Genomic DNA, 24,478 nt, shown 5'->3' with positions numbered 1-24,478 from the left:
GAACGGGCGCCCCGATGGGTCGCCCGTTTTTTGCTAAGGAGCCTCTGATTAAAAACTCAGCTCCACGCCGCCATAAACACTTCGCCCTGGGGCTGGCTCATAAAAGCGGCCAAAGGTGCCGTTTAAGCGCACATTGGCATAGTGCTCTTCATCAAGCAGGTTGCGCAGACCAAGATAAGCGCTTAGTCGCGTACCTTCACTTAACTGCCAACCATCACCCACTCGGAGGTTGAGCAGCCAATAGCTATCTACCTCCGTCGCATTAGCGTTATCCGCTACTAAATCACCGATGTATTCGGTTTCCAACGTGGCGAAACGCTGATCAAGGTTTTCCCAGGTTAATTGATTGACCCACGTCTGCTCTGGCAACCCAGGAATCCGGTTGCCATCAAAGCGTTCACTAGGTGTTGCAAACTTATCGAATTCATAACGCGCGAGGGTTAAAGCGCTATCCAGACGCCACTGGTCGGCAAGCTGCCAGCCCAGCGCCAGTTCTAGGCCATCGCGATTTGTGTCGCCTGCATTCTGATAGAAGGTACGGCCACCCTCATCATACGGCACCAGCTCATCGCGAACGCGGACCGAAAATAGTGCGAGATCGTAATCCATCGCCAACGGCTCAATGTAGCCACGCAACCCTATTTCGCGATTCCATGCTTTTTGCGGCTCAACAGCGGGGTTGAAACCACCGCCGGTCGGGTTGGCAAACTCAGAAAACGTAGGCGTCTCAAACGCGGTGCCGGTATTAATATACGCTTGGTGCTGCGGACGATAGCGATAACTTAGCCCCGCCGAGCCACTCCACTCGTTAAAGGTACGCTTCCCGCTTTGATCTCCATCACCAAGAAACGTATCGTCGACGTCTAGCGCCACCCGGTCAAATCGCGCGCCCAACGAGAGCGTGACCTGTTCCGAGAGCGCTAAATCTCCTTGGGCAAATACGCCAGCGGCAGTCGCCGTTTGGGTTTCATCCGCTAACTGCTCACCGACAGTCCCTTGGGCATCGACATCGTTACGAAAACGCTCATCCTCTTGGCGCGCCACATCCACCCCAACGATATAACTCAGCGGCAGGCTCCCTAACGCCACCTCGTGGTGATATTCAGCGTTTGCGCCCATATAGTCACGCTGATAGCCCAAACGACTACTACCCACAAAAGGCAGTTGCTGTTCAAAATCACGCTGAGCAATAAAGCCCTTGAGATACAGCTCGCCATCACCCGCCGCTAAGTCCTCGTACTGCAGACCCAACAGCTGCTGATCGACGTTTTGCCCAGCATCTAGCGCTAGCGAATTGGGCGCGGCCTGATCGCGCCCAGCGGCAACTTCACGGGCATTAAGTGCACCGGGATCTTCCGAACGGGGGTTATCCAACAGATTAATAATCGCGGTAACCGCCCGCTCACTACCGAGTTCTCGACGTATTTTGGCATTCAGCAAATACTTCTCGGTTGAGCTTTGTTCACGATAACCATCAACATTAAGCGCCGTCAGACTGATATGGTGCGACCAATCGCCCTGTACACCACCATTTTGCAGTGCCACTTTTTGATAGCCATCGCTACCTGCACCCATCCGCAGCCGTGTACCAGGATTATCACGCCCATCGGCAGTGGTCACATCAATCACCCCGCCAGCCGCATTGCCATAAAGCACTGAAGACGGCCCGCGGATCACCTCAATGCGCTCGGCGCTATCTAAATCAATAGCATCCAGCTGGGCTTGACCATCTGGAAGCGTGTACGGAATGCCATCTACCATAACGGTAATTCCACGCACACCAAATGGAGCACGCGCGCCAAAGCCGCGAATAGCGATTCGCTGTCCTTGAGCGAAATTATCGCGGTTTTGTAAAAACACACCCGGCACTCGGTTAAGCGCTTCATCCAACCTTACCCGCTGCTGACCTTGGGCAATTTCTTCACGCTCCAAGGTAGAAACGGCCGCTGGCGTGGCATACAGCTCGCGGGCTAAGCGCGGAGCGCTCACCTCTACTGTAGGCAGTACCGCGTCCTCACTGCTGGGTGCCTGCGCCCACGCAGGGCTGGCTAGAACAACGCTCGCGAGCAGCAGTGATGGCGGTAGATAGTGACTCATGGCGTTCCTTATTCATCTGTAGTCGATGGGCTTTCGCAGCCCTAATTTCTTGAAGATCTAATTTTTTGAAAACCTAAGTTCTTGAATACGCCTACCTAAGCAAGTGAACGATAGCCCAAACACGAGGTCGTACCTAAGTCGCACTGATTCGCCAAACTTAATCATTGCGACTACGTTACGCTCAATCGCTGAACCGCACTGTTGCTAAAAGGCCAGCATTAGCAATCAGCGCTAAAACCGTTATTGATATCTACATTCTAGAAACCCACGTTATTAATCTGTTCGTTATTAACCGACAGACTGTATAAGCAAAGGAGGCTGCATGGCGTTTACCGCAACTGACCCGATCAAGATGATCTTTGCCATTCTTCTACCCCCACTAGGGGTGTTTTTTGAGGTCGGTTTCAAAGGGCATTTCTGGCTAAATATCATTCTCACGCTGTTTGGCTTTATTCCAGGCATCATTCACGCCTTCTATGTCATATTGAAACACTAGGCATAGTGAAGCACCGATGCTCTTTTTTGCACCGATTTAACAAACGCCGCCTTGACGAGCACAAGGCGGCGTTTGTCTTTATGGGCCATGCATTGCTCACCCAGTCTTGCCGGACAATTAATACCCACCCCTTCAAAACCCGGCCCTGACGTTATGCGTGCAAGCGGCGATGCAAGGCATGGACTTGCTCGTCCAGCCCAGGCACTGGGCCATCAACAGTCAAACCAGGTACCACCTCATTAATCGATAGCGGAGCGACAGGCGGTGGCGCTACGCCAAGTGCAGCCAACCATACTCCCAACTGTTCAGAAGAACTGACGTAAACGATACGACCTAGCCCTACCCACCCATGAGCCGCTGCACACATTGGGCAGTGCTCTCCAGAGGTATAGACGGTCGCTTTCGAGCGCTCTTCAGGCGTCATATGATTCGCTGCCCAGCGGGCCAGCGAAAACTCTGGATGCTGAGTAGAATCCCCACCGGCAATGCGATTTCGATCCTCGGCTAATACCTTACCTTCAGCATTTACCAGCACACTACCAAATGGCTCATCCCCTGCATTTAAAGCCTCCTCTGCTAAAGCCACAGCGCGCTTTAGATATGCCAATTCATGTTCGGCAATCATTGGACTCTCCTCGTTTTGATAACGTGCCTTACCGACCGGGTTGTCGTTTCAAAAGTGCTGCGCCAAAGATACCATTTTTAACATTGAAGATCTGACTCACCGTAAAGCCCCAAGCACCTGAAAAGTGGGGTGGAAGTAACCGCGGTCCTGACACCACCCCCAGAAAATATTCATAAAAAAGCTTTGACCCGAAGAAAAAATCATGTCACTGTAGCGTCAGTTGGTTAGCAAGCAGCATGGTTTCAGAAGTGTACGATCTATTTCGGCAGCCTGATATTGTATTCCTTGTTTCACCCGCTACTATTCATCTGGGTAATACCAGGAACTTTATTACGGCGCATTAGCGCGAAAGGATCTACATCATGGCAACTGGCACAGTTAAATGGTTTAACGACACTAAAGGTTTTGGTTTCATCGCTCCTTCTGACGGCGGCGACGACCTTTTTGCTCATTTCTCTGAAATTCAGTCTGACGGTTTCAAAACCCTTCAAGAAGGTGCTAACGTTTCTTTTGACGTTACCCAGGGTAAGAAAGGCCTTCAGGCTTCTAACATCAAGCAAATGTCCTAAGCCTTAACGGTTTAAGAGTTTGCTCGAACCTTAACGGGTTCGGATAACAAGGCCCGCTTATGCGGGCCTTGTTGCGTTTGCATGTTGAAAATGAAAGACAAAGTGAAAGGCAGTTGTAATAAAGATGAAGAAAGAGAGTATGGTCGGATTTTTACCCCCTATTTACGCTCATACACCATTAGTTTGGCATCCACCGTCAGGGTAAGCTCATCAAGTGCCGCTGCACGTGCCCGCCCCTCCTGACTGGCACGGTAAAGATGGGGCGTCATCGTTAATAGATCACCAATTAATGCCTGCCCTTCCAGCGTTATTTGATAGTTAAGTGACTCGGTGTGCAACTGGGCAAAGCCCTCAGGCACTTCCCGTTCACTTGTCGTGTCTGGCTTAAGCGTGGGATAAATCACCTCCCTCAGCTCACGCAAGTGCCCCACTCCTGCCTCAACCTGCACCAACAGGCCACCCGGTTTTAATACCCGCGCAAATTCGTGATGCACCGGAAAGCCAAACATACACAGCACGCTGTCGAGCGTCTTCGTTTGAACTGGCAAGTGCGCATTGCTCCCGACGACCCAACGACAAAGCGGAGATTTTTTATCATCTTGCCTGGCCGCCGACAGCACTGCCCATTTGGAAATATCTAATCCCAGCAGTGAAAGTGGCCGCGAATTCGATACAGCACGAGATAGCTCACGCAAGTAATAGCCTTCACCGCAGCCAGCATCCAGGCAGCTAAATAGCGAACTAGCAGGTTGAGCCTCAGCATGGCTTAACAGATGTTTGCTTACCGCCTGAGCAATGGGCTGATAGTAACCAGCCCCAAGAAAACGCTGTCTTGCCGCCACCATCAGCTTACTGTCACCAGGGTCAGTGGAACGCTTTTGCTGTACCGGAAGCAAGTTGACGTAACCTTGCTTAGCAACATCGAAGCTATGCCCAGCAGAGCAGCGCCAAGTACTGCCTGCAAGATTAAGCGGCTCGCCATCTAACGGACAGGCTAGTAATTGAAAAGGAGTGCTATTCATAACAATGTGAACTCATAAAATATATGCCCATAAAACGTTGGTTTATAAAATTTTCTTTTGCCTATACGACCCGCGGGCGACATCTTTAAACAGCGTTGACTGCCACTGACGCACAGCCAGTACCGAGGTGGTGCCAAAGCGCTGATGAATGGGCAGCCCACTTTCTCGTTCACACAGGGCGTGAAACTCTTTTGCCAGCCGCTGCATTGTTTGTTGCCATTCAGCATTACCTGCATGAGAAAGCAGGCCATTCAGTACCATCAGCTTTTCGCTGTCGCTATCGAAACGGGACTGAAAAAACTCTGTGGCAATATATTGCTGGAAAAAACGCTGAATGGGGCCGCCAGGCCGCCAACGAAAATTCGCAGCCACACGCCGCCGGATTCGATTACCCGGCAGTAGGTCAATCAACTTTAGCCGTTCTAGCGCCAGCAGTTGCCGAGTGCACTGCGCCTCGCTGAGCTGGTACTGGTGATGAATTTCATCAAACCGATAGCCGTTAATCACACACACAGCGACCAAAAATAGCTCACGATCATCGACAATACTCTGCTCCTGCGCCTGGCTCAGCTCCTGCAAACGGTGCTCTTCCTCTTGCATGGATTGCACCAACTCAGCGAATTCCAGGTTAAGCTGGTCGCAAATACGCTCTAGCCGCTCTAGGGTGATGTGCTGCTCAGCGAATAGCCGCTTGACCGAGGCCTCGCTCAACCCAAGCCATAACGCCACATCAGCGTAGGTTTTCCCCTGAGAGCGCAGCTGGCGTTTTAAAGTATCAATAAGCGCGCTTGTCTGAGACACACAACCTCCAGACATATAAAGTAGCGTATAACGATACCGTAAAGCCCAAATAACACAACTTGAACCACCAGAGTTGCAACATTAACCCCATTTACCGAAAGTGCCCTAACTTCTGGTTTATAAGGCGTCATTTCATGCAACCTTTACTACGCATCACGGGTGTTTGGCCCTACCTGATTGCCATTTTCTTGAATGCCTTTGTGGATTTAGGACATAAAATCGTCATTCAAAATACGATTTTTAAAAGCTACGACGGTGAAACCCAGGTGGTACTGACGGCGTTGGTCAATGGGCTTATCCTTTTGCCGTTTATTTTGCTGTTTAGCCCCGCAGGTCATGTGGCGGATAGCTACCCCAAAGTTCGCATTCTCCGGGGTTCCGCCTGGGCTGCTGTCGCTGTTTCACTGGGCATCACCGCCGCTTATTACCAAGGCTGGTTTTGGCTGGCGTTTGCCATGACGCTAGTGCTGGCAATTCAGTCAGCCTTTTACTCCCCCGCAAAGTATGGCTTGGTGAAAGGGCTATTTGGCAAACCCCGCTTGGCAGAAGCTAACGGACTTATCCAGGCCGTCACCATTGGTGCCATTTTGGCCGGCACCGTGGCCTTTACCGCGCTGTTTGAAAGCTGGATCTTACCCAGCGCCCAAACACCCGGCGAGCTATTGCGCAGCATTGCGCCGCTGGGTTGGCTGCTGGTGTTGAACAGCGTTATACAAGTGATGGCACTGTATCGCTTGAAACCGGATAACGCACAGCCCTCGACGACCCCGCTCACCTGGCAGCGCTATATCAAAGGCAGCGCACTTAAAGACAACCTGAGCATTCTGGGCCGTCAACCGGTGCTGCGGCTGTCAATTATCGGTCTTGCGACTTTCTGGTCGGTGGGCCAGGTGCTGCTCGCCGCTTTTCCCGCCTATGCCAAAGATGCACTCAGCATTGATAACACCTTAGTGCTGCAAGGAATTCTTGCCGCTAGCGGTATTGGGATTGCATTAGGGTCATTGCTTGCCAGCAAACTGTCTCGTAACCGTATTGAAACCGGCTTGATTCCATTAGGCGCTGTCGGCGTTGCGGTGGGTCTGTGGTGCCTGCCACTGCTCACCACCCCCATCAGCCAAGCGCTGAACTTTGTATTTATTGGCATGATGGGCGGGTTATTCATTGTACCGCTCAATGCACTGATTCAATTTCATGCGGCAGACCATGAACTAGGCACTGTGCTGGCTGCCAACAACTGGATTCAGAACCTGTCTATGCTGGGCTTTCTGGCGCTTACCGCACTGTTTGCCCTGGCAGGTGTAGATAGCCACTACCTGTTGTTGCTCGTGGCGACCGTTGCCATGGTGGGCGGTGGCTACACTATCTTCAAATTGCCCCAAAGCTTGGTGCGCTTTCTACTCAGTTTTCTGCTCACTCGCCGTTATCGTGTTGATGTTCATGGATTAGAGCACCTGCCTGCCCAAGGCGGCGTGCTGCTGCTTGGCAACCATATTAGCTGGGTAGACTGGGCAATGGTGCAAATCGCCTGCCCTCGCCCCGTGCGTTTTGTCATGTTGAAGGATATTTATCAGCGTTGGTATTTGCGCTGGTTTTTTAAGGCGCTGGGCTGTATTCCTATCGAACGGGGCGCAGGGGCCGATAACGCCCTAGCCGCCGTTGCCGAACAGCTGAATAACGGTGAAGTGGTATGCCTGTTCCCCGAAGGCGCGATCAGCCGCAACGGCCAGCTAGGCGAGCTGCGCCGAGGCTATGAACGCGCCTGCAAGCTGGCCAACCCAGAGGTACGTATTGTGCCGTTTTACTTGCGCGGCCTGTGGGGTAGCCAGTTTTCTCGCTCATCCAGCAAACTCAAAGAGCTGCGTAACGCGCCGCTCCATCGCTCAGTCGTCGTGGCGTTTGGTAAGCCGCTTTCTAAGGACACCCCTGCCGACGTGCTCAAACGGCGCATCTTCGAACAAGCAACTAACTCGTGGCAACATGCTATCGATGAACTGCCCTCGCTGCCGGACGCCTGGATTCGTAGCGTGAAGCGTAACCTTGGCGCACAAGCACTCACTGATACCCTTAGCCACCCGCTGACGGCAGGCCAAGCAGTTACCGCCAGTCTGCTTATTGCAAAGCGCATCCACACGCTAACCCCTGGGCAAAACGTGGGCCTACTGCTGCCTAATAGCAGCGTGGGTGCACTAGCCAATATGGCAACACTTCTGGCTGGAAAAACACTGGTTAACCTCAACTATCATTTTGACGACAGTCCCAATGGCACCGCGAAAGAAGACACGTTTTCTGCGGCACTCGCCCAAGCCAACATCGACACGGTGTTTACCTCGCGCCACTTCGTCGAAAAACTCCAGCAACAAGGGTTAAACATCAGCCAGCGGCTAGCAAATACTCGGACGATTTACCTGGAAGATCTGCAAGCCAGCATCCGCCGTCATGAACGCGTAAGCACTTGGCTTGCCGTTCGCCTGCTGCCTACGTGGCTGCTTCAACGCCTTTACTGCCGCAGTAGAGATGCCAATGCCACCGCCGCCATTGTGTTTCCAAGCACAAGCGAAGGACAGCCTAAAGGCGTCATGCTTAGCCACCGCAACCTGATGGCCAATATTAAGCAGACCTCCGATGTGCTTAATACCCAATATGACGATGTGGTGATCGGCTCGCTGCCTCTGTTTCATGCCTTTGGTCTCACCGTTACCCAACTGCTGCCACTTATCGAAGGCCTGCCGTTGGTCTGCCACGCGGACCCCAACGACACTGCTGGTATTGCCAGCTCTGTCGCCAAGCACAAAGCCACCCTGATGTTCGGCACATCAGACTTTCTACAGCACCTAAACCACAGCCCCAAAGTGCACCCACTCATGCTAGAAAGCCTACGGGCAGTCGTTGTCAGTGCCGAAACATTGGATGAGCAGGTATGCAGCGACTTCGTCCTAAAATTCCATAAGCCTATTTATAAAGGTTACGGGGCAACCGAAACCGCTCCTGTGGCATCGGTCAATCTACCGGATTCGTTGGGCGCTCATTACCAAACAATACAGCAAGGCAGTAAAGCGGGTACCGTCGGCATGCCGCTCCCCGGCACCAGCTTTAAAATCGTTGAGCCGGAAAGCTTTGCGGAACAGCCTAGCGGAGAAGCAGGCATGATTTTAATCAGCGGTCCTCAGGTGATGCAGGGCTACCTAAACGACTCGAAACGCACAGCCGCCGCCATTAAAGAACTCGATGGCCAACGCTGGTTTATCACCGGCGATAAAGGGTTTATCGATGAAGACGGCTTTTTAACCCTGATTGGCCGCCATGCTTAGACTTTCGCCAACTCGATAGAAGCAATTGTTGCCGACAGGATAAAACGTTTAGCTAGCCAAGCTTAGTATTCAGGCTTGGCTAGCTAAGTTACGTATTAGCGGATTGCCTAAAACGGCCATCGCCTGCCGAGCCGTAGGTAACGCCCCAATCGGGAAGAAAACGCTGCACTACCTGTAATTGTAATTACATCATGACCATTTCCTAACGTCCTGGTATTTCTTTTCGCTAGCGGGATCGTTAAAACGAGCAGTAATCTAGAGCCAGCATTCAGCCGTTTGATCAACGGGTGCCTCTATAGTTATTCCTACCCTTCTCTCTTGCCTTAAACATGATTTTTTCCTTCTTTAGCAGTCGCTGGAAATAACGCTTCCATAGCGTTTAAACATTATGGATCATTAGGATTTACCAGCCGACGCCAAGGATCTTGCTATGCACCAACCTATCGCTGTTTTCGACGCGGGTATTGGTAGCTATGCCATTGTTGCGGAGATACACAAACGCCTTCCCAAACAGGATATTTTATATTTCGCTGACCGGGCGAGCTTTCCTTATGGAAGCAAAGGGCGTGATGAACTACTCACTGTCATGCATCGCACGCTGCGCTTTCTAGAGAGCTACACACCCTCCGCCATCGTTATCGCCTCGAACGCACCCTCTATCATGGTGCTGGACGATATTCGTCAAAGCACATTGGTCCCCTTGTTCGGCGTCTACCCGCCTATCGAAGAAGCGCTTGCCGCATCGGTTACAGGCAAGATTGGCATTATGGGGGTGCATTCTCTCATCGAAAGTTCACCACTGAAGCAGTTTATCGCTCACCATGCGCCTAATCCGGGTAACGTCAGCCTGATCAATGCCTCCCCTATGGTGGAGCTTGTCGAAAATGGTGCCTTCATATTCGACCCAGAGACAACTCAGCAAGCGGTCTCTGCTTTTATAGACGACGTTTTCCAACGGCATCCTGATATCGATACTCTGACGCTTTCAAGTACCCATCTACCTTGGTTGCGTACTTTCTTCGAATCGGCGAGACCAAACTGCCGCTTCCTCGATCCCGCCGAAGCGATTGTCGCCGGGCTAGGCAACGGCACACAGGGCACGGGACAAATTCGTGGCCTAGTGACAGAAAGTGATGCCTATAACGTAGAAACCTTTCAACGTATGTTGCAGCAGTTCGGCGTAGATATTCCGTTAGAGGTAGTCTCGCTACCATAACGTATGGCCTGCTGGTATTTCAGCGTAAACCACGATGAAATACCCACAAGCTGATACGTCAGGCAGCGGCGCTTGCCGCTGCTTAGTTGCCTTCTATTCAGACGGTTTATCCGCAGAACTATCCGCGTCCTGCGAACGCTTGCCTTGCCCTTCTCCGCGTGCAATATCCTCATGGCTGATAACCATGATTTCCCTTGGCCACCACTCTGGATGGTTATCGCGGATAAAGGCCAGCAGCTTCTCACGCAAGTTCATCTCGGCGGTCCAGCCAGCCATGGGGTCAGATGTCATTAGATAGCAGGTGATAGTTTGGGCCGTTCCCGTTTGTGCCGTCACGTAACAGAGCAGCTTATGGTGCTCAACAACGTTCTCCTCCTCTTTGGCAAATTCGAGGAATTTATCTCTTAGCAGCCCTATATCGGCACTTAGGTGAAGCGTCAGCACCAAGGATCGGTACAGCTTGGTACTCTTCACCGACAAATTATCGAAAGGCTTGGAGGTGAAGTAGGTGACAGGCACTATCAAGCGTCGTTCGTCCCATGATCTCAGTCGAATATAGGTATAAAAGATCCCTTCGACATAACACCACTCCCCTTCAAAGATCACCAAGTCGCCGATACGGATAGGCTTGGCAAGCGATAACTGAAACGAGGAGAGAATATTGCCAAGAACCGTTTGCCCCGCCACACCCACTAATACTGCCAATACGCTGGCAGACGCCAAAATGGACAAGCCAAGGGTTTCGAAAAGCTGGACTTGGCCTAGGATGTAGATAGATACACCGGTTACGGTGATCAGAATAATGGCGCGGCGCAATGCATATAGCGAGGTTAGCAGCCGTCGCTGATCTTTAGGCTTGGTGTCATCAATTTCCCCCACCAAGCGTCGCGTTAAACGCAGCATAATCGTGTCGACAAAACGCAGCGCAATAGTACCTGCGCCCCAGGCCATGATAGAGATCAACAGCACGCGGAACGTCGTCGTCGCAATAGCGGAAAACGATACAACGTAGTCCAGCAGCATCTGTGTTACCAGCGACATAACAATCATCGCCATGGGCACGCCAATTTGATCGGCAAAAATAGTAGACACGCCAGAGGGCAGGATGCGTGCCACTAGCCCAACAACGTAGTAAGTAACCACCCCCACCGTGCCAATGGCGATTAAAAAAATCGGAATCGCTAACCATTCCCAGATTTTTAGCATGCCAAACGACGCCTTTAACCGCTCAGGGATATAGCGTTCCAGCATTGAAGGCCCGTACTCTTCGTAGAGAGCCGGAATAAACGACACGCTTTCTGGCATCACTAACCACACAGGGTCTTCTTCACCTACGCGGTAGCGCCCCAGTCGAACATCGTAGGCTTGGCCATCTACCTTTAGGGCAGCCAGCTCAATATTGCGCTGTGGCTCTCCTGCCAGGGGGTTCTGTCCGGAAGGATCTTCTATCACAGCATCTTGACGGCCAGACATATTAGACGCATTCAACCATTCACCACGTTTTAGTACCTCCGCTAACTGCCTAGCGAGCTCGGCGCCCTGAGACTGCTGCTCGCCTGGGTCAATATCGTTGAGGTTCAGCATATGCGCCGCTGTGGCGTAATCTTCGTTTTCGGTGAACGCTAAAAAACTGCGAACCATTTCCCGTGGCGACATCCGCCCAACCTCGTCAGGCACATCGCCTAGCCCTGTGTTAAGCGAGTCTATAGCGAACCACCGCTCATTTTCGCTCTCATCTCCTTGAGTTTGCGCTATGCATACGCTGGAAAACACCAGAGTGACAACCAGCGCAACCCGCACAAGCCACGAGCTGTTCTTTTTCATACCAACCTTGTCATTTAAAGTAAGTGAGCCAAACAACCAGTCACCAACTGGCGAAAAAAGCCGCCAGCCCAGCGCTGAACACTGAGCTTCCATGTCAGTGATTGACCAAAGTACAGTCTACCTTCTTCAATCAAGCAAGCACCTAGCGTTCCAGCACTGCAACACTAAGTCTCAGCTGCACTATCTATTACATGCACCACTTAACACGTACCCTTCTTAACCAGCAACGTACTCTTTAAGGAGAAACGATGAAAAAGTTAGTAGGTGTTACCAGCGCTCCACGCCCTCACTGGGTGGGTGACGGTTTTCCGGCGCGCTCGCTGTTCTCCTATGGCCCACGCTCCGAGCAGTTGAGTCCCTTTTTGTTACTGGACTATGCTGGGCCCGCCGACTTTACTCCCACCACGCGGCCACGCGGTGTCGGGCAACACCCGCACCGAGGGTTTGAAACCGTCACGATTGTCTACCAAGGAGAAGTGGCGCACCGCGACTCAACGGGCAAAGGCGGCGTAATTGGCCCAGGCGACGTGCAGTGGATGACGGCGGGTGCGGGTATCCTGCACGATGAGTTTCATTCGCCCGCGTTTACAGAGCAAGGCGGCACACTTGAGATGGTGCAGCTGTGGGTAAACTTGCCCGCCAAAGACAAAATGGCCGCGCCAGGCTATCAGGCAATTTTTAATGCCCAGATTCCTGTGGCAGCGCTACCTGATCAAGCTGGGAGCGTCCGCGTGATCGCCGGCAGCTATATAGATGACAACCGCAAGGCCCACGCGGGCCCAGCACAGACGTTCTCAACGATGAACGTATGGGATGTGCGGCTAAACGGTGGTAAGACAACCACGCTGACGCAGCCGGATGGATGGACAACCCTGCTGGTCGTGCTAAAAGGTACGGTTCAAGTCAATGGCGAAGAGGTACTGCGTGACGCGCAAGTAGCCGAGCTTTCTAGAGCAGGTGACGCACTGACGCTTGAAGCCAATAATGACGCAACCCTGTTGCTGCTAAGTGGCGAGCCGCTCAATGAGCCAGTGGTAGGTCATGGGCCGTTTGTGATGAATAGCGAACGTGACATCATTGAAGCGATAGAAGACTTTAACAACGGCCGCTTTGGCCACATGCCAAGCTAATGACATCGCTATTTAAGTAACAACTTTTCAAGCAACTACTGTTGAAGTAACAATTGGGCTGGCTTAATAGCCAGCCCTTCCACTACGAATTAATTACGCTGCTGGCCTGGAAAGGGAATGAATTCTTCATCGTCCCCCGGCGGCAATTTAAATCGCCCATGCTCGAAGTCACCTTCCATCCACGCCTGCTTAGCAGCCGCTAATTTTTCCCGGGAAGATGCCACGAAGTTCCAAGAGATATAGCGTGGCCCATTGAGCGTTTCGCCGCCGAGCAGCATTAGCCGAGCTCCGCTTTCGCCCGCGGTTACGGTGATGGGATCACCCGGACGGAAAACCATCATTTGTCCCGCATCGAATGTATCCCCTGCAATACTAACGCTACCCGACGTTACATAGAGGCCACGATCTTCGTGACCATCGGGCAAAGGAAGCTTAGCGCCGGGTTGGAGTACCGCATCCGCATAGAACATCTCCGAAAAGGTCTGTACAGGCGCCTGTTCACCCCATGCCGTACCAAGAATCAAGCGAATCTCTTTACCCTCACCTTTAAGCAGCGGCAATGTCTCCTGCCCATGATGCGCAAAGCTGGCGGGTTTATCTTCGTATGCTTCAGGCAGTGCCACCCACGTCTGAATACCAAACAGGGAGTGCTTATTCTGACGTGTAGCGGGGCTAGTACGCTCGGAATGGGTCACGCCATTACCAGCAACCATCCAATTAACCGCCCCAGGATGAATCATCTGATTAGTCCCCAGACTGTCACGATGCTGGAACTCTCCCTGGTACAAGTAAGTGACCGTAGCAAGTCCAATATGGGGATGAGGACGAACATCGATACCATCCTTTCTAAGAAATTCAGCGGGTCCCATCTGATCGAAAAAAATAAACGGCCCCACCATCTGGCGCTTGGGCGCAGGAAGCGCACGTCGTACCTCAAAGCCCCCTAGGTCGTGTGCACGAGGTACGATCAGTGTTTCAATATCGTGTAGGTTGCCTGCGGAAGGACATTTAGGCTCAATATCGGGCATCCAGCTCATAGGAATTTCCTCCATATACAATGGACAGCGGAGCAATGGCATCATCGATAGTTTCTATTTCACAAAGCTATTTATTTTTACAAAGCTACCGTCTAGCCAATCACTTACCTTTAATAAATAGCTCAAAAGTATTAAAAAAACCGGAAGCTCACTCACTTCCGGTCAAAACACGGTTTACTTCTTGTCAGAGTCCTTATTCAGAGCCCTTTGTCAAAGTACTGTAGCTATTCATTAAGTTGCGATAGTCGGGGATATGATTAGAGAAGAGCGCCCCTAGGCCTTCAATATCATTTCTCCAATCACGATGAAGTTCGCAGGCAGCACCAAACCAGGTCATTAACTGGGCACCAGCGCCGGACATACGGTCCCAAGCAGCATCGCGGGTAAGTTCGTTAAAGGTACCCGATGCATCGGTGATCACGAACACATCAAACTCTTCTTCAAGTGCGGAAAGTGCCGGGAAAGCCACACACACTTCTGTCACCACGCCCGCAATAATCAGCTGTTTCTTACCAGTCGCCTTAACCGCTTTTACAAAATCTTCGTTATCCCAGGCATTAATTTGTCCAGGGCGTGCTATGTAAGGCGCCTCTGGAAACATCTCTTTTAATTCAGGCACCAGCGGCCCATTAGGCCCATCTTCGAAGCTTGTGGTAAGAATCGTTGGCAGACCAAAGTATTTCGCCAAATCCGCAAGCGCCAGTACGTTATTTTTGAATCGATCAGGGTCAATATCACGAACTAAGGACAACAGCCCAGTTTGATGATCTACTAAAAGAACGGCGGCGTTATCTTTATCGAGACGAACATAGGGGTTAGCCATGACATACTCCTTTATCTATTAGCTTGAGTGGGCTTTTGGAAAACAAAGATCCAACAGCTGTTGCGCATGCCATAAAGAGTTTAGTAGTTCGCTTACTTGATGATTAGATGGGAAATTAAGACACAGCGTTGCATAGGGAGAACAGAGGGAGAACACATGACGCCCCCTAATCTGAATGATCTTTATTATTTTGTGAAGGTAGTCGACCATGGAGGTTTTTCTCCGGCGGGCCGTGCCTTGGGTATTGCTAAATCAAAATTAAGCAGACGCGTGGGAGAATTAGAAAATCAGCTTAACGTGCGCTTGATGCATCGTTCGCCCCGTCACTTAACGCTCACTGATATTGGCCAACGCTACTACCAGCACTGCAAAGCCATGCTAGTAGAGGCCGAAGCAGCTCAACAGTTCATAGAAGAAACCAAACAAGTGCCCTGCGGTACTATCCGTATCAGTTGCCCTACGGGGCTATTGAGCTTTCACGTGAGTGCAATACTGGCGGATTTCATGGTGCTCTACCCAGATGTTCAGGTACACCTGGAAGGAACTAACCGCCGTATTGACCCTTTTGTTGAAGGCTTTGATATTGCGCTCCGAGCCCGCCCCCTTCCATTGGAAGGTAGCGAGCTTATTCTGAAGGTACTATCGGATCGCGGGCAATGTTTGGTAGCAAGCCCAGCACTGATTGAGCAGCATGGCATGCCATCAACACCTGACGACCTTTGCAAACTGCCCAGTTTAAGCAGAGCAAGGCCAGAGGAAGCTCACGTTTGGCACCTTCAGCGCGACGGTGAAGAGCGCCAAATTGAACATTCGCCACGGTTTATTACCACGGATATGACCGCACTTTATAGAGCCGCATTGGCGGGTGTTGGCATCGTTCAATTACCAAGACTAATGCTGGAGGATTCACTAACATCAAAAGCACTTATATCGGTATTGCCCGAATGGGAGCCTCGACGAGAAGTTATTCATGCGGTTTATCCTTCCCGCCGAGGCTTGCTGCCCTCTGTCAGAGCACTGTTAGACTTTCTTGCCGAGCGATACACAGCCATTGGGATTGAACGCTAATACACGTATCAACGCTCCATTTCACCCAGCGCCTCGAGTTCTTCGTCATATAGCGCGACTAGCAGCAGCTCGCCGTGCTCATTGACTCGGAACTGGCCGTAGCGGGCGGGCTCAAAACGCTCGGCGTGTCCTTCCTGAAAGAAAAACGCATCCGTAGCAAAGCGCACGTCCCCATTGCGCAGCCGATAACGTAAACGCCTTTCGTCGTCACCTAGCGGCGTGCCATCATCCAAGCGCTGGAAGTGTGCGATTGATGCGTCATCCAAACGAACCACCACGCTGTCATTGGCTGCCGTTTGCATGGCATTTCCACCCGCCTCTTCGTGGCGATCCATTGCGCGCTGCATGCGAATACGGTTAGCCAACGCAAAGTTTAGCGCCATGTAGTCGCCCTGCATTAACGAGCGCGGATCAACCGGGGCAAGCTCCAAATAAACAATCTCACCTTCGGCCAGATGATGCTCTTTCTGCCAAATAGTCCAGTTAACCACCGCTAGCACAACGACAGTGGCGGCAATCACTATCCAGCGGTGTCGCTTCACGTTACTGCTCATTGGCATCTCCTAGCGGCGCGGGCTTATGCACTGTTAGCCACTGGTTTAGCCACCAACGCTTCAATAACCAGCGAATGGATAACAGTAACGCCCCCATTGCCAGCAACATGAGTGATTTCATCAACAGCGTCACGTCCAGCCAGTAGTAGTAACTGCTAGCCGCCATCAGTAGTAACAAAATACCGCTTCCCATCAGCACCCGATGGCCAATCGTAAATCCGAGCAGTAGTAAGGTAACCCCGGCGCCAAGCCCCGGCATATAAACTGATACCACCGCCACTAGCGCGACTGCGCCGTAAATCGCCAAGCGTTGCGCAATGGCAGGCTGAGAATGCTGACGAAATGCCTGAAGGATAACGCACACTAAGGCCAACGCCACCAAAGCAGTGCTCAGCCAACTGGCGAGCCATGGGCCAAACCACTGAGCCCCTGAATCGTAAAGCCAAGCAAGCTGGTTAGAGTATGCCTGCCCTTGAAGCACCAATAACCCTACTAACAGGCCAGCTCCCCATGCCTGAACCGCCCCTATGCGCCCTGGCCAACGACATTCATTCAACCAGAGCAGTGTAAGCACCAGCACCACCAAACCAATCGCCACCGGTGCCAGTCCATTGACTGCCAGCGCCATCGTTAACGCTAGGCTTGCTAAAAACGCCGACATACTACGGTGAACCTGGCTCGGCATGATCAGCGCCAGCGCGCACTGTAGCGCCAGCAGTACCCACCATAGGCTTGCGGAAATACCCCACATTTCGACCGCTGGCCAGGCCACTAATAATTGCCCAGCTAAACTAAACGCCAGCGCCATGTGCTCCAACACATCGCTTCGCGCTGCGCGTAGTAGTGCAAATGCCCCGCCAATCAACAGGCTGCCTACAACAAGAGAAGCCACTGAGCTTTCCAGTACAAATACCACTGCCGTGGCAATAAAGCCCAACAAAAACAGCGCAGCTAACCAGCCGGAAAACGCCTGCAGAACCCGCACGAACCAAGGTGATTCCAGCGGCGCTGTTGATGAAGGCTCATTTAGCGCAATGCCCGCCTGAGTTAATCGCTGCTTTAACGTATTCATCGGCTGGTTCATGGTGCGCCCTCAGCGTTTAAGCGTTTCAACCACGTCACCGCTGCCGCCCCCATGGCAAAGACAGCGCCTGCCAGCAACAGCAAGCTGCCTTCATTCCACTGACCTTCCCATAGTACATAGCGTGCAAGCAGCAATGTGACTACCGCAATCAGCGAGACGCAGCCCCCTGCCAACATAAATAGCTCAAGCCGCCACTGACGATAAACGCCATACAGCACTGCCAACCACACGGGGTAAACCGCCACAATCGGTGTCAACGCATGCGTTTCCCCACTCACCCACGCCATCATTAGTAGTGTTAGCGGCACGCCGCTACCCAGCGCCAACAAACAAATTGCCCAACGCCCCGGCCAACCTCGGCCCTGCGCGCCCCACTCCCAGACGACTTGAGCCGCTAAGTTGATAAGCACCAGCCACCATAAACCGGCGTTATCAGTAAAGAACACGCTGCCTAAAATACCGCCCCAGGTGCTGCTATACAGCCACACGGATAGGTTCAAAAGCCCTATCCACGCTACCCAAAGTGCATCAAAGCGTGCTACCCATACCAACGGCAAAGTGAGCAGAGACCAGAGGAAAAACAGCTGCCATGGGTCTGCGCCAGTTTGGTAAACCTGTCCCACCAGCGCCAGTAGTACGCCTATCAACAGAAACGCCGCAGTTAACGCTACGCGAAAAAGCATCACGCTCGCGCTACCCCATACCGCAATGCCTGCCGACAACACCAGCGCGGCCTGCACTAACGCAAAGCGCGGCAGGCGGCCCATGTCCGACCAATTGAAAGCCACGAAGAACAGCACCGCGCAGGCCAGTGCCAGGCCACCCAGCCACAGCAGCAGCCGGTCAATCAACAGCGCCCAGGCGTGGGGCGACGGGTGTAGTCCCGCCACTTTAAACGCTAACGGCACTTGTTCAGGAGGTATCACTCCCTGCTCGATTAACGACATGAGTTTACGGCGTGTAGTAGCCATGGGCGCTCTCCTTGCTGAAACACACTTATTGAAATAAGGGGAGGCGTTAATGCAGACATCGCCCTATCGTTAGAGTCCCCGTGACACATTTGTGAACTTTGCGCGATACACTCTATATCACCCCGTGACACCCCCGTAATGGTGTACATCGAAGATAGTCTCGAATCTTCCGACCAATGAGTAGGAAAATATCACGAGCATCCAAGCGCCTAGAGCCATAAGGCAAAAGCACAAAAGAAGATAATGCGACGACCTATGACACGAAACGTACTGATTATTGAGGATAACCCGGGTATCGGTGAGCTCGTCCGCATGCATGTGGCCGAGCTTGGCATGAACCCTATTCTTTGTGAGCGGGGTGATACCGGGCTTGAACGTTTTCGTGAAGGGGGTATCGATCTAGTGATTCTCGACCTGATGCTGCCCGGCTTAGACGGGCTGTCAATTTGCCGCGAAATCCGCTCCGGCCCAGGTTACGTTCCAGTACTGATGCTTACCGCTAAAAGCACTGAGCTGGATCGAGTGCTGGGCCTGGAAATGGGGGCGGATGATTACCTCACTAAGCCCTTCAGTGTGGCTGAACTATCGGCAAGGGTGAAAGCCTTATTCCGACGCGTAGATGCCATGGCATCTGCCACCGTCACGCAACCCAGCCAGCAAGAATTAATCACGGACGGGCTGCGCATTGATCCGCTGCGTCGGCGGGTGTTTATAAAGGATCAACCAGTCGAACTCACCGCTAGGGAATTTGACCTGCTTTGGCATTTTGCCACGCATCCCGGGCGAGTATTTAGCCGTGCCCAACTGCTTGATACCGTGTGGGGCTACAGCCACGAAGGTTATGAGCATACCGTCAATACCCATATCAACCGCTTACGGGGCAAGATCGAAGCAGATCCCGCTGACCCGGCCTTTATCCAAACCGTTTGGGGGGTGGGCTATCGCTTCCGCGAATAAGTTATGCTGAAAACACTCTATACTCGGCTAGCCTTTGGCTTGTTTCTGTTATTGCTCGCCGTCGGCCTGCTATATACCTTCATCAGCCTCTATTCGCTGCGTGAATACAACGCTTCGGTCAATCAGGCGTTACACCAGAATCTGGCCAAAAATCTAGTATCAGACAGAAATCTGGTCAGCAACGGACAACTGGATAGTAGCGCTCTAGAAGAACTGTTCGCACTCTACATGGCCATTAATCCCAGCATCGAGATCTACCTGCTAGGACTGGATGGCACCATTCTGTCTTATTCAGCAGACCCAGCGAAGATTAAACGCAAGCAAGTCTCGATGGCTCCTATACGCAGGCTGATGGAGGACATGAGCCTTTATCCGATACTTGGCGATGACCCCCGCAGTCACGATCGGCAGAAAGTCTTTTCCGTTACCCCGGTGCCAACAGCAGACAACCCCGAAGGGTATCTTTATGTGGTATTGCGGGGTGAAGAGTACGACGCAGCGGAAACCATGGCCCGTGGTGGCAAACTACTGGAAATGAGCGCCTGGGCGTTGCTGGTCAGCCTAACCGTGGCGATGCTCGCAGGGCTAACCATTTTTCGCCTGCTTACCCGCCGCCTGAGATCATTAACACGCCGAGTAGAAGCGTTCGAGAACAGCGACATGAGCCAGCCCCAACTCGACAACAGATGGCACGACAAACAGTCTGTGGTGCGCGATGAGATCGATTATCTGGACGCTACCTTTGACGACATGGCCCATCGAATTGCCACCCAGATCGAACAACTGACAGAAAAAGATGCCCAGCGCCGTCGTTTGATCGCCCAGGTATCCCACGATCTGCGTACTCCACTAGCCTCCATGCAAGGCTATATCGAAAGCCTGAAATTAAGGCGTGATCGTCTCAGCCCCCAAGAACAGGATCGCTTTCTCGACATTGCACTCAAAGAGGGCCGTCGGTTAAGCCGCTTAGTGGATGAGCTCTTCGAGCTTGCTGCACTTGAGGCAAGAGAGAAACAGCCCGTGCCAGAACCCTTCCCGCTAGCGGAGCTGGTCCATGACGTGGTGCAGAAACACGACCAAGCTGCACGCGACAGCCACTTGGCGCTAACGTTAAGTGGCAACCCAGCATTACCAACCGCGTATGCCGACCTAGCGATGACCGAACGCGTGCTGGACAACCTAATCAGCAACGCCATTGCCTACAGTCCCGCTGGCGGCCACATCAACGTTGTGCTTAGTCAAACGAATGGAGAACCACAGGTTTGCATACAAGACAGCGGCCCAGGTATTGCGGAACAGGACCTGCCGCATATATTTGACCCGTTTTATCGTGGCGAAACCTCTAGTGGCGCTGGCCATGCTGGGCTAGGGCTGGCTATTGCGCGCAGAATCATGACGCTTCAGGGCGGTGATATCGGTGTCGAAAACCTAACCAGTGGCGGAGCATCGTTCTGCATACGGTTACCCACCGCCCCCTCGCCCTCCAACGTTATAAATACGTAATAACCTAGGGAGTTGGTTGTGATAACTCTCATGCAAACTGGTCACAGTATTTATCACCCTTTCCCCGTAGCGAGTGGAGATACCACATGCTTATAAAGATTGCCAAACCGAGTGATTTACACGAATCCGATGTAACACCGGAATCTATTTACCTCTCCCGACGGCGCTTTATGGGTGGCATGGCGGGCCTAGGCGCGGGGCTTGCCCTCTCCGGCCACGTCCGCGCCAACGAAGATTATTCTGATGTGCCGGAAGGCGATGCCCCAGCCTGGCTGAAGGAAAAAATCAGCGACACCCAATGGCGAGCCATCACCCCCAGCGACCCTGATAAAGATAAAATCGCCCCCTTTGACGATGCCAGCGGCTACAACAACTTTTTTGAGTTTGGCACCGATAAACGCGACCCCGCCCGCCATGCAGGCAGCCTGGAAACCCAGCCCTGGAGCGTGGTGGTCGATGGTGAAGTAAATAACGGCGGGCGCTTTGCCCTAGAAGACTTCGCTAAGCCTTCGCAGTTTGAAGAGCGCATTTACCGACTGCGCTGCGTAGAGGCGTGGTCGATGGTCATTCCCTGGCTTGGCATCCCCCTTGCGGAGGTGATTCGACGTGCCGACCCCACTAGCAAAGCCAAGTACGTGCGCTTTGAAACCCTGGTGGACCCAGAACAAATGCGTGGCCAGCGCTCTTCGTTCTCAATAATCGACTGGCCTTACGTGGAAGGTTTACGCCTAGACGAGGCTATGAACCCGCTAACACTGCTCGCCATGGGCATGTATGGCCGTGAACTGCCCAACCAAAACGGCGCACCCTTGCGGCTGGTGGTGCCCTGGAAGTATGGCTTCAAAAGCATTAAATCGATTGTGCGTATCTCACTGGTGGAAGAGCAGCCGGTCAACTCCTGGCAACGAATCGCCGCCGATGAGTATGGTTTCTACGCCAACGTTAACCCACAAGTTGACCACCCACGCTGGAGCCAAGCCACCGAGCGGCGGCTTCCCAACAGCCTGTTCAACGCTAATACCATTGATACCCAGATGTTCAACGGCTATGCCGACGAGGTTGCCGAGCTATATGCTGGTATGGATTTAAGGAAGCACTACTAATGGCTGCGCCACGGGTATGGTTACTGTGGCGGATAGGCGTTTTCCTGGCGGCGCTCGCGCCGCTGGTGTTCTGGGGCTGGCAGGTAGCGATTAACGCCGCAGGCCCCGAACCAGGCAATTACCTGCTGCTGAACATCGGCATTGGCGGGCTATGGATGCTACTCCTCACGCTAAGCCTTACGCCGCTCACCAAGCTCACCCGCTGGAAAGGCTTTGCATTGATCCGTCGTCAGCTTGGTCTATGGACACTCGCCTACGCCACCCTGCACATGCTCAGCTACGCGCTGTTTATTCTAGGGCTTAACTGGGCACTGTTGGGTAGCGAGCTGGTCAAACGGCCCTACATCATTGTCGGCATGATCGCACTGATCGGCCTTGCCGTATTGGGTGCTACCTCTAACCGCTGGTCAATGCGCCGTTTAGGCAAACGCTGGAAGCCGTTACACAAATTTGCCTACGTTATTTTAGGGCTAGTACTGCTGCACTTCTTTTGGGTGGTGCGCGCCGACATGCAAGATTGGGCCATGTATGCCGCCATTGCCACGTTAGTCATGGCAACCCGTTTGCCGCCCGTCGCTCGCACACTGCCAAAGTTGCGCTACCGCTTGAGTCGGTGAACATATGTCGGTAAAAGTTAAACGGCACGGCTAACATAAAGACACCCTCATTAGGACACTCTCATAAGGACAATGATGATGCCCAACGCCCGCTTACTTATTGCCTCAGTTGGCTTTTTGGCTGCTGGCTTCGCTGCCAATACCCACGCACAAGATGACTCTTGGCGTTTCCAGCTAACCCCCTATGTGTGGATGGTAGGGCTGGCTGGCGACGTGCGGCCACTCTCCAACGCCCCGACTATCAGCACCTCACGCTCTTTTAGTGATGTATTGAGTGACCTAGAAGGTGCTTTTTTTATGGCCGGCAGCGCCCGTAAAGACCGCTGGGTATTGTTTGGAGATGTTACCTGGGCATCACTGAGCCATGAGAGCACGCTGCTACCCGGCGTTGCGATAGAAGGCAACCTACGTCAGCGTTCGATAACTGCAGCAGCAGGCTATCAAGTGCTCAACACCCCGACCCAATACCTAGATCTATTAGCGGGTGCACGGGCTTGGCGAATAGAAGCTGACGTGAGCGTGCCCGCCTTAGGCGTTAGTGCCAGTCACACTGAACGCTGGGTCGATCCGCTTTTAGCTGCCCGACTGCGTTCAACGTGGACACCTAAGTGGTCAACGTTAGTACATGTTGATGGGGGCGGCTTCGGCATAGGTGCCAGTAGCACATGGCAAGCGGTCGCCACCGCGAATTACCAGGTAAATGATGCTTTTCACCTTTCAGCAGGCTTTCGGCACTTGGCAGTAGACCGCGATGAAAACGGCACCCGCGTTGATGTATCGATGAGTGGCCCATTACTAGGCGCGACCTGGATGTTTTAGTAACACGTCTCCCACGACATAACGCCCCACTCGTCGTGGGAATAACACCCAACAGGCCTCAGCGGTTGACTTCCCACCTGAGACTAGCGATTTTTCTGAAACGCATCACTTAATGCCGCCGCTAAAATCCCCGTGGGCATCGCGATAATCCCGATGCCCGCCACCGCCGTCAATCCCGCAAAAAACTTACCTAACCCAGTGATAGGAACCATATCGCCATACCCTACCGTCGTCAGCGTAGTAACACTCCACCACAGCACACGGGGCACGCTGCCAAAAGCATCCGGTTGAGCTGAGGCTTCCGCCAAATAAAGGCAGAAAGAGGAAAGTAGCAGCAATAGCATCGCCAAACCCGCACTCAGCCACAGCTCATGAGAACGAGACTTCAGCGCCTCTGCCAGTGCAGCCCAAGCCTGGCTGAATCTACCTAAACGGGTTAGCCGCAGCATTAACCCCAAACGCAACATGCGTAGTAAGAAGCCGTTGTTTTGAACCATAAATCCCAGGAAGTAAGGCAAAATCGCCAGTAAATCCACCATGGCCCAAAACGAAAACACATAGCGCAACCGGCCTTTTATCCCGCGGTAACGAGGATCTTCACCGACAACATACAGACGCAATAAATACTCACCGATAAAGATCACCACAAACACAGTTTCTAAGGTAGGAAAAAGGCGTGGTGAAAGCGCCCGCAGCATTGGCTCCGTTTCCAAAATAGCCACCAGCGATGCCAGCAAAATCAGCACGCAGATGACTCTATTAATGGTCGACAACCCCTGCCGCAGGTGCGTTTCTAAGGCTAACTGCCGGTAAAGCTCAGCTCTATTTATGATCATTTCTTCAAAAAACTTATT

Annotated in this window: 22 protein-coding genes; 11 read left to right on the top strand and 11 right to left on the bottom strand. The window is 52.6% G+C overall.

The window, feature by feature from the left end; translation table 11 throughout:
- Positions 1-48: 48 nt before the first annotated feature.
- Positions 49-2,097, bottom strand: a complete 2,049-nt coding sequence (locus tag J4377_RS04120) for a TonB-dependent receptor (protein WP_253486953.1) — start codon at positions 2,095-2,097, stop codon at positions 49-51.
- A 322-nt stretch (positions 2,098-2,419) separates the two neighbouring features.
- Here J4377_RS04120 and J4377_RS04115 point away from each other — a divergent pair, with 322 nt between their 5' ends.
- Positions 2,420-2,593, top strand: a complete 174-nt coding sequence (locus J4377_RS04115; RefSeq protein WP_038481890.1) for a YqaE/Pmp3 family membrane protein — start codon at positions 2,420-2,422, stop codon at positions 2,591-2,593.
- Positions 2,594-2,744: 151 nt separating this feature from the next.
- On the opposite strand, the gene J4377_RS04110 is transcribed toward J4377_RS04115, so the two are convergent.
- Positions 2,745-3,218 carry a nucleoside deaminase gene (locus J4377_RS04110; protein WP_038481887.1) on the bottom strand — a complete coding sequence of 158 codons (474 nt, stop codon included), beginning with the start codon at positions 3,216-3,218 and terminating at the stop codon, positions 2,745-2,747.
- Between the two features lie 362 nt (positions 3,219-3,580).
- On the opposite strand from J4377_RS04110, the gene J4377_RS04105 reads away from it, so the two are divergent.
- Complete coding sequence (locus J4377_RS04105; protein ID WP_009722287.1) at positions 3,581-3,787, top strand: cold-shock protein; 207 nt, start codon at positions 3,581-3,583, stop codon at positions 3,785-3,787.
- A 158-nt stretch (positions 3,788-3,945) separates the two neighbouring features.
- Here J4377_RS04105 and J4377_RS04100 read toward each other — a convergent pair whose 3' ends face one another.
- Together J4377_RS04100 and J4377_RS04095 are read right to left on the bottom strand one after the other, a co-directional pair.
- Positions 3,946-4,809: a putative RNA methyltransferase gene (locus J4377_RS04100; RefSeq protein WP_253486951.1), complete on the bottom strand. Its 864-nt coding sequence runs from the start codon at positions 4,807-4,809 to the stop codon at positions 3,946-3,948.
- Positions 4,810-4,851: 42 nt separating this feature from the next.
- Positions 4,852-5,610, bottom strand: coding sequence for a helix-turn-helix transcriptional regulator (locus J4377_RS04095; RefSeq protein ID WP_253486950.1), 759 nt, complete (start codon positions 5,608-5,610; stop codon positions 4,852-4,854).
- Positions 5,611-5,744: 134 nt separating this feature from the next.
- On the opposite strand from J4377_RS04095, the gene J4377_RS04090 reads away from it, so the two are divergent.
- Both J4377_RS04090 and J4377_RS04085 read left to right on the top strand, forming a co-directional pair.
- On the top strand, positions 5,745-8,918 hold the full coding sequence (locus J4377_RS04090) for an acyl-[ACP]--phospholipid O-acyltransferase (RefSeq protein ID WP_253486949.1): 3,174 nt from the start codon (positions 5,745-5,747) through the stop codon (positions 8,916-8,918).
- Between the two features lie 430 nt (positions 8,919-9,348).
- Positions 9,349-10,134, top strand: coding sequence for a glutamate racemase (locus J4377_RS04085; RefSeq protein ID WP_253486947.1), 786 nt, complete (start codon positions 9,349-9,351; stop codon positions 10,132-10,134).
- Positions 10,135-10,227: 93 nt separating this feature from the next.
- Here J4377_RS04085 and J4377_RS04080 read toward each other — a convergent pair whose 3' ends face one another.
- Positions 10,228-11,958 carry a mechanosensitive ion channel family protein gene (locus J4377_RS04080; protein WP_253486946.1) on the bottom strand — a complete coding sequence of 577 codons (1,731 nt, stop codon included), beginning with the start codon at positions 11,956-11,958 and terminating at the stop codon, positions 10,228-10,230.
- Positions 11,959-12,206: 248 nt separating this feature from the next.
- Here J4377_RS04080 and J4377_RS04075 point away from each other — a divergent pair, with 248 nt between their 5' ends.
- Positions 12,207-13,088, top strand: a complete 882-nt coding sequence (locus tag J4377_RS04075) for a pirin family protein (protein WP_253486944.1) — start codon at positions 12,207-12,209, stop codon at positions 13,086-13,088.
- A gap of 89 nt (positions 13,089-13,177) precedes the next feature.
- Here J4377_RS04075 and J4377_RS04070 read toward each other — a convergent pair whose 3' ends face one another.
- Both J4377_RS04070 and ycaC read right to left on the bottom strand, forming a co-directional pair.
- Positions 13,178-14,125, bottom strand: coding sequence for a pirin family protein (locus J4377_RS04070; protein ID WP_253486942.1), 948 nt, complete (start codon positions 14,123-14,125; stop codon positions 13,178-13,180).
- A 193-nt stretch (positions 14,126-14,318) separates the two neighbouring features.
- Positions 14,319-14,948: an isochorismate family cysteine hydrolase YcaC gene (gene ycaC, locus J4377_RS04065; protein WP_253486941.1), complete on the bottom strand. Its 630-nt coding sequence runs from the start codon at positions 14,946-14,948 to the stop codon at positions 14,319-14,321.
- A gap of 156 nt (positions 14,949-15,104) precedes the next feature.
- Here ycaC and J4377_RS04060 point away from each other — a divergent pair, with 156 nt between their 5' ends.
- Positions 15,105-16,016 (top strand): LysR substrate-binding domain-containing protein, encoded by a 912-nt coding sequence (locus J4377_RS04060; RefSeq protein WP_253486939.1) that lies wholly within the window; start codon positions 15,105-15,107, stop codon positions 16,014-16,016.
- Between the two features lie 8 nt (positions 16,017-16,024).
- Here the strand turns inward: J4377_RS04060 and J4377_RS04055 are convergent, their stop codons facing one another.
- From J4377_RS04055 to J4377_RS04045, 3 genes are read right to left on the bottom strand one after another with little or no spacing between them, the layout of a single operon-like run.
- On the bottom strand, positions 16,025-16,570 hold the full coding sequence (locus J4377_RS04055) for a GDYXXLXY domain-containing protein (RefSeq protein ID WP_253486937.1): 546 nt from the start codon (positions 16,568-16,570) through the stop codon (positions 16,025-16,027).
- Complete coding sequence (locus J4377_RS04050) at positions 16,560-17,654, bottom strand: DUF4401 domain-containing protein (protein WP_253486935.1); 1,095 nt, start codon at positions 17,652-17,654, stop codon at positions 16,560-16,562. Before J4377_RS04050 ends, J4377_RS04055 begins: the two co-directional genes overlap by 11 nt.
- Positions 17,651-18,625 carry a DUF2157 domain-containing protein gene (locus J4377_RS04045; RefSeq protein WP_253486933.1) on the bottom strand — a complete coding sequence of 325 codons (975 nt, stop codon included), beginning with the start codon at positions 18,623-18,625 and terminating at the stop codon, positions 17,651-17,653. The genes J4377_RS04050 and J4377_RS04045 overlap by 4 nt, the downstream gene beginning before the upstream one ends.
- Before the next feature lie 255 nt (positions 18,626-18,880).
- On the opposite strand from J4377_RS04045, the gene J4377_RS04040 reads away from it, so the two are divergent.
- The 5 genes from J4377_RS04040 to J4377_RS04020 all read left to right on the top strand — a co-directional run bounded on the left by J4377_RS04040 (position 18,881) and on the right by J4377_RS04020 (position 23,624).
- A complete protein-coding gene (locus tag J4377_RS04040; protein ID WP_038481852.1) occupies positions 18,881-19,582 on the top strand; it encodes a response regulator transcription factor in 702 nt (233 codons plus the stop codon).
- 3 nt (positions 19,583-19,585) lie between these two features.
- The gene (locus J4377_RS04035) at positions 19,586-21,085 is read left to right on the top strand and encodes a sensor histidine kinase KdpD (RefSeq protein WP_253486932.1); all 1,500 of its coding nucleotides are present in this window, start codon (positions 19,586-19,588) and stop codon (positions 21,083-21,085) included.
- An 86-nt stretch (positions 21,086-21,171) separates the two neighbouring features.
- Positions 21,172-22,188, top strand: coding sequence for a protein-methionine-sulfoxide reductase catalytic subunit MsrP (gene msrP / locus J4377_RS04030; protein ID WP_095602608.1), 1,017 nt, complete (start codon positions 21,172-21,174; stop codon positions 22,186-22,188).
- Positions 22,188-22,805: a protein-methionine-sulfoxide reductase heme-binding subunit MsrQ gene (gene msrQ / locus J4377_RS04025; RefSeq protein ID WP_253486930.1), complete on the top strand. Its 618-nt coding sequence runs from the start codon at positions 22,188-22,190 to the stop codon at positions 22,803-22,805. The genes msrP and msrQ overlap by 1 nt, the downstream gene beginning before the upstream one ends.
- Before the next feature lie 78 nt (positions 22,806-22,883).
- The gene (locus J4377_RS04020; protein ID WP_198348563.1) at positions 22,884-23,624 is read left to right on the top strand and encodes a hypothetical protein; all 741 of its coding nucleotides are present in this window, start codon (positions 22,884-22,886) and stop codon (positions 23,622-23,624) included.
- Positions 23,625-23,707: 83 nt separating this feature from the next.
- On the opposite strand, the gene J4377_RS04015 is transcribed toward J4377_RS04020, so the two are convergent.
- The gene (locus J4377_RS04015; RefSeq protein WP_038481838.1) at positions 23,708-24,460 is read right to left on the bottom strand and encodes a potassium channel family protein; all 753 of its coding nucleotides are present in this window, start codon (positions 24,458-24,460) and stop codon (positions 23,708-23,710) included.
- Between the last annotated feature and the right edge of the window lie 18 nt (positions 24,461-24,478).

This window comes from Halomonas sp. XH26, assembly GCF_024138895.1.
GTDB classification, from domain to species: Bacteria; Pseudomonadota; Gammaproteobacteria; order Pseudomonadales; family Halomonadaceae; genus Vreelandella; species Vreelandella alkaliphila.
Note: the sequence above shows the minus strand (reverse complement) of the source record. Positions and strands in the feature narration are given on the sequence as shown.

Bases quoted from the DNA above. Each gene is read 5' to 3' on its own strand.
- J4377_RS04070 (WP_253486942.1), bottom strand. From the start codon at position 14,125: ATGAGCTGGATGCCCGATATTGAGCCTAAATGTCCTTCCGCAGGCAAC.
- J4377_RS04050 (WP_253486935.1), bottom strand. From the start codon at position 17,654: ATGAACCAGCCGATGAATACGTTAAAGCAGCGATTAACTCAGGCGGGC.
- J4377_RS04080 (WP_253486946.1), bottom strand. From the start codon at position 11,958: ATGAAAAAGAACAGCTCGTGGCTTGTGCGGGTTGCGCTGGTTGTCACT.
- msrQ (WP_253486930.1), top strand. From the start codon at position 22,188: ATGGCTGCGCCACGGGTATGGTTACTGTGGCGGATAGGCGTTTTCCTG.
- msrP (WP_095602608.1), top strand. From the start codon at position 21,172: ATGCTTATAAAGATTGCCAAACCGAGTGATTTACACGAATCCGATGTA.
- J4377_RS04015 (WP_038481838.1), bottom strand. From the start codon at position 24,460: ATGATCATAAATAGAGCTGAGCTTTACCGGCAGTTAGCCTTAGAAACG.
- J4377_RS04090 (WP_253486949.1), top strand. From the start codon at position 5,745: ATGCAACCTTTACTACGCATCACGGGTGTTTGGCCCTACCTGATTGCC.
- ycaC (WP_253486941.1), bottom strand. From the start codon at position 14,948: ATGGCTAACCCCTATGTTCGTCTCGATAAAGATAACGCCGCCGTTCTT.
- J4377_RS04105 (WP_009722287.1), top strand. From the start codon at position 3,581: ATGGCAACTGGCACAGTTAAATGGTTTAACGACACTAAAGGTTTTGGT.
- J4377_RS04110 (WP_038481887.1), bottom strand. From the start codon at position 3,218: ATGATTGCCGAACATGAATTGGCATATCTAAAGCGCGCTGTGGCTTTA.
- J4377_RS04075 (WP_253486944.1), top strand. From the start codon at position 12,207: ATGAAAAAGTTAGTAGGTGTTACCAGCGCTCCACGCCCTCACTGGGTG.
- J4377_RS04020 (WP_198348563.1), top strand. From the start codon at position 22,884: ATGCCCAACGCCCGCTTACTTATTGCCTCAGTTGGCTTTTTGGCTGCT.
- J4377_RS04100 (WP_253486951.1), bottom strand. From the start codon at position 4,809: ATGAATAGCACTCCTTTTCAATTACTAGCCTGTCCGTTAGATGGCGAG.
- J4377_RS04035 (WP_253486932.1), top strand. From the start codon at position 19,586: ATGCTGAAAACACTCTATACTCGGCTAGCCTTTGGCTTGTTTCTGTTA.
- J4377_RS04045 (WP_253486933.1), bottom strand. From the start codon at position 18,625: ATGGCTACTACACGCCGTAAACTCATGTCGTTAATCGAGCAGGGAGTG.
- J4377_RS04055 (WP_253486937.1), bottom strand. From the start codon at position 16,570: ATGAGCAGTAACGTGAAGCGACACCGCTGGATAGTGATTGCCGCCACT.
- J4377_RS04040 (WP_038481852.1), top strand. From the start codon at position 18,881: ATGACACGAAACGTACTGATTATTGAGGATAACCCGGGTATCGGTGAG.
- J4377_RS04060 (WP_253486939.1), top strand. From the start codon at position 15,105: ATGACGCCCCCTAATCTGAATGATCTTTATTATTTTGTGAAGGTAGTC.
- J4377_RS04120 (WP_253486953.1), bottom strand. From the start codon at position 2,097: ATGAGTCACTATCTACCGCCATCACTGCTGCTCGCGAGCGTTGTTCTA.
- J4377_RS04085 (WP_253486947.1), top strand. From the start codon at position 9,349: ATGCACCAACCTATCGCTGTTTTCGACGCGGGTATTGGTAGCTATGCC.
- J4377_RS04115 (WP_038481890.1), top strand. From the start codon at position 2,420: ATGGCGTTTACCGCAACTGACCCGATCAAGATGATCTTTGCCATTCTT.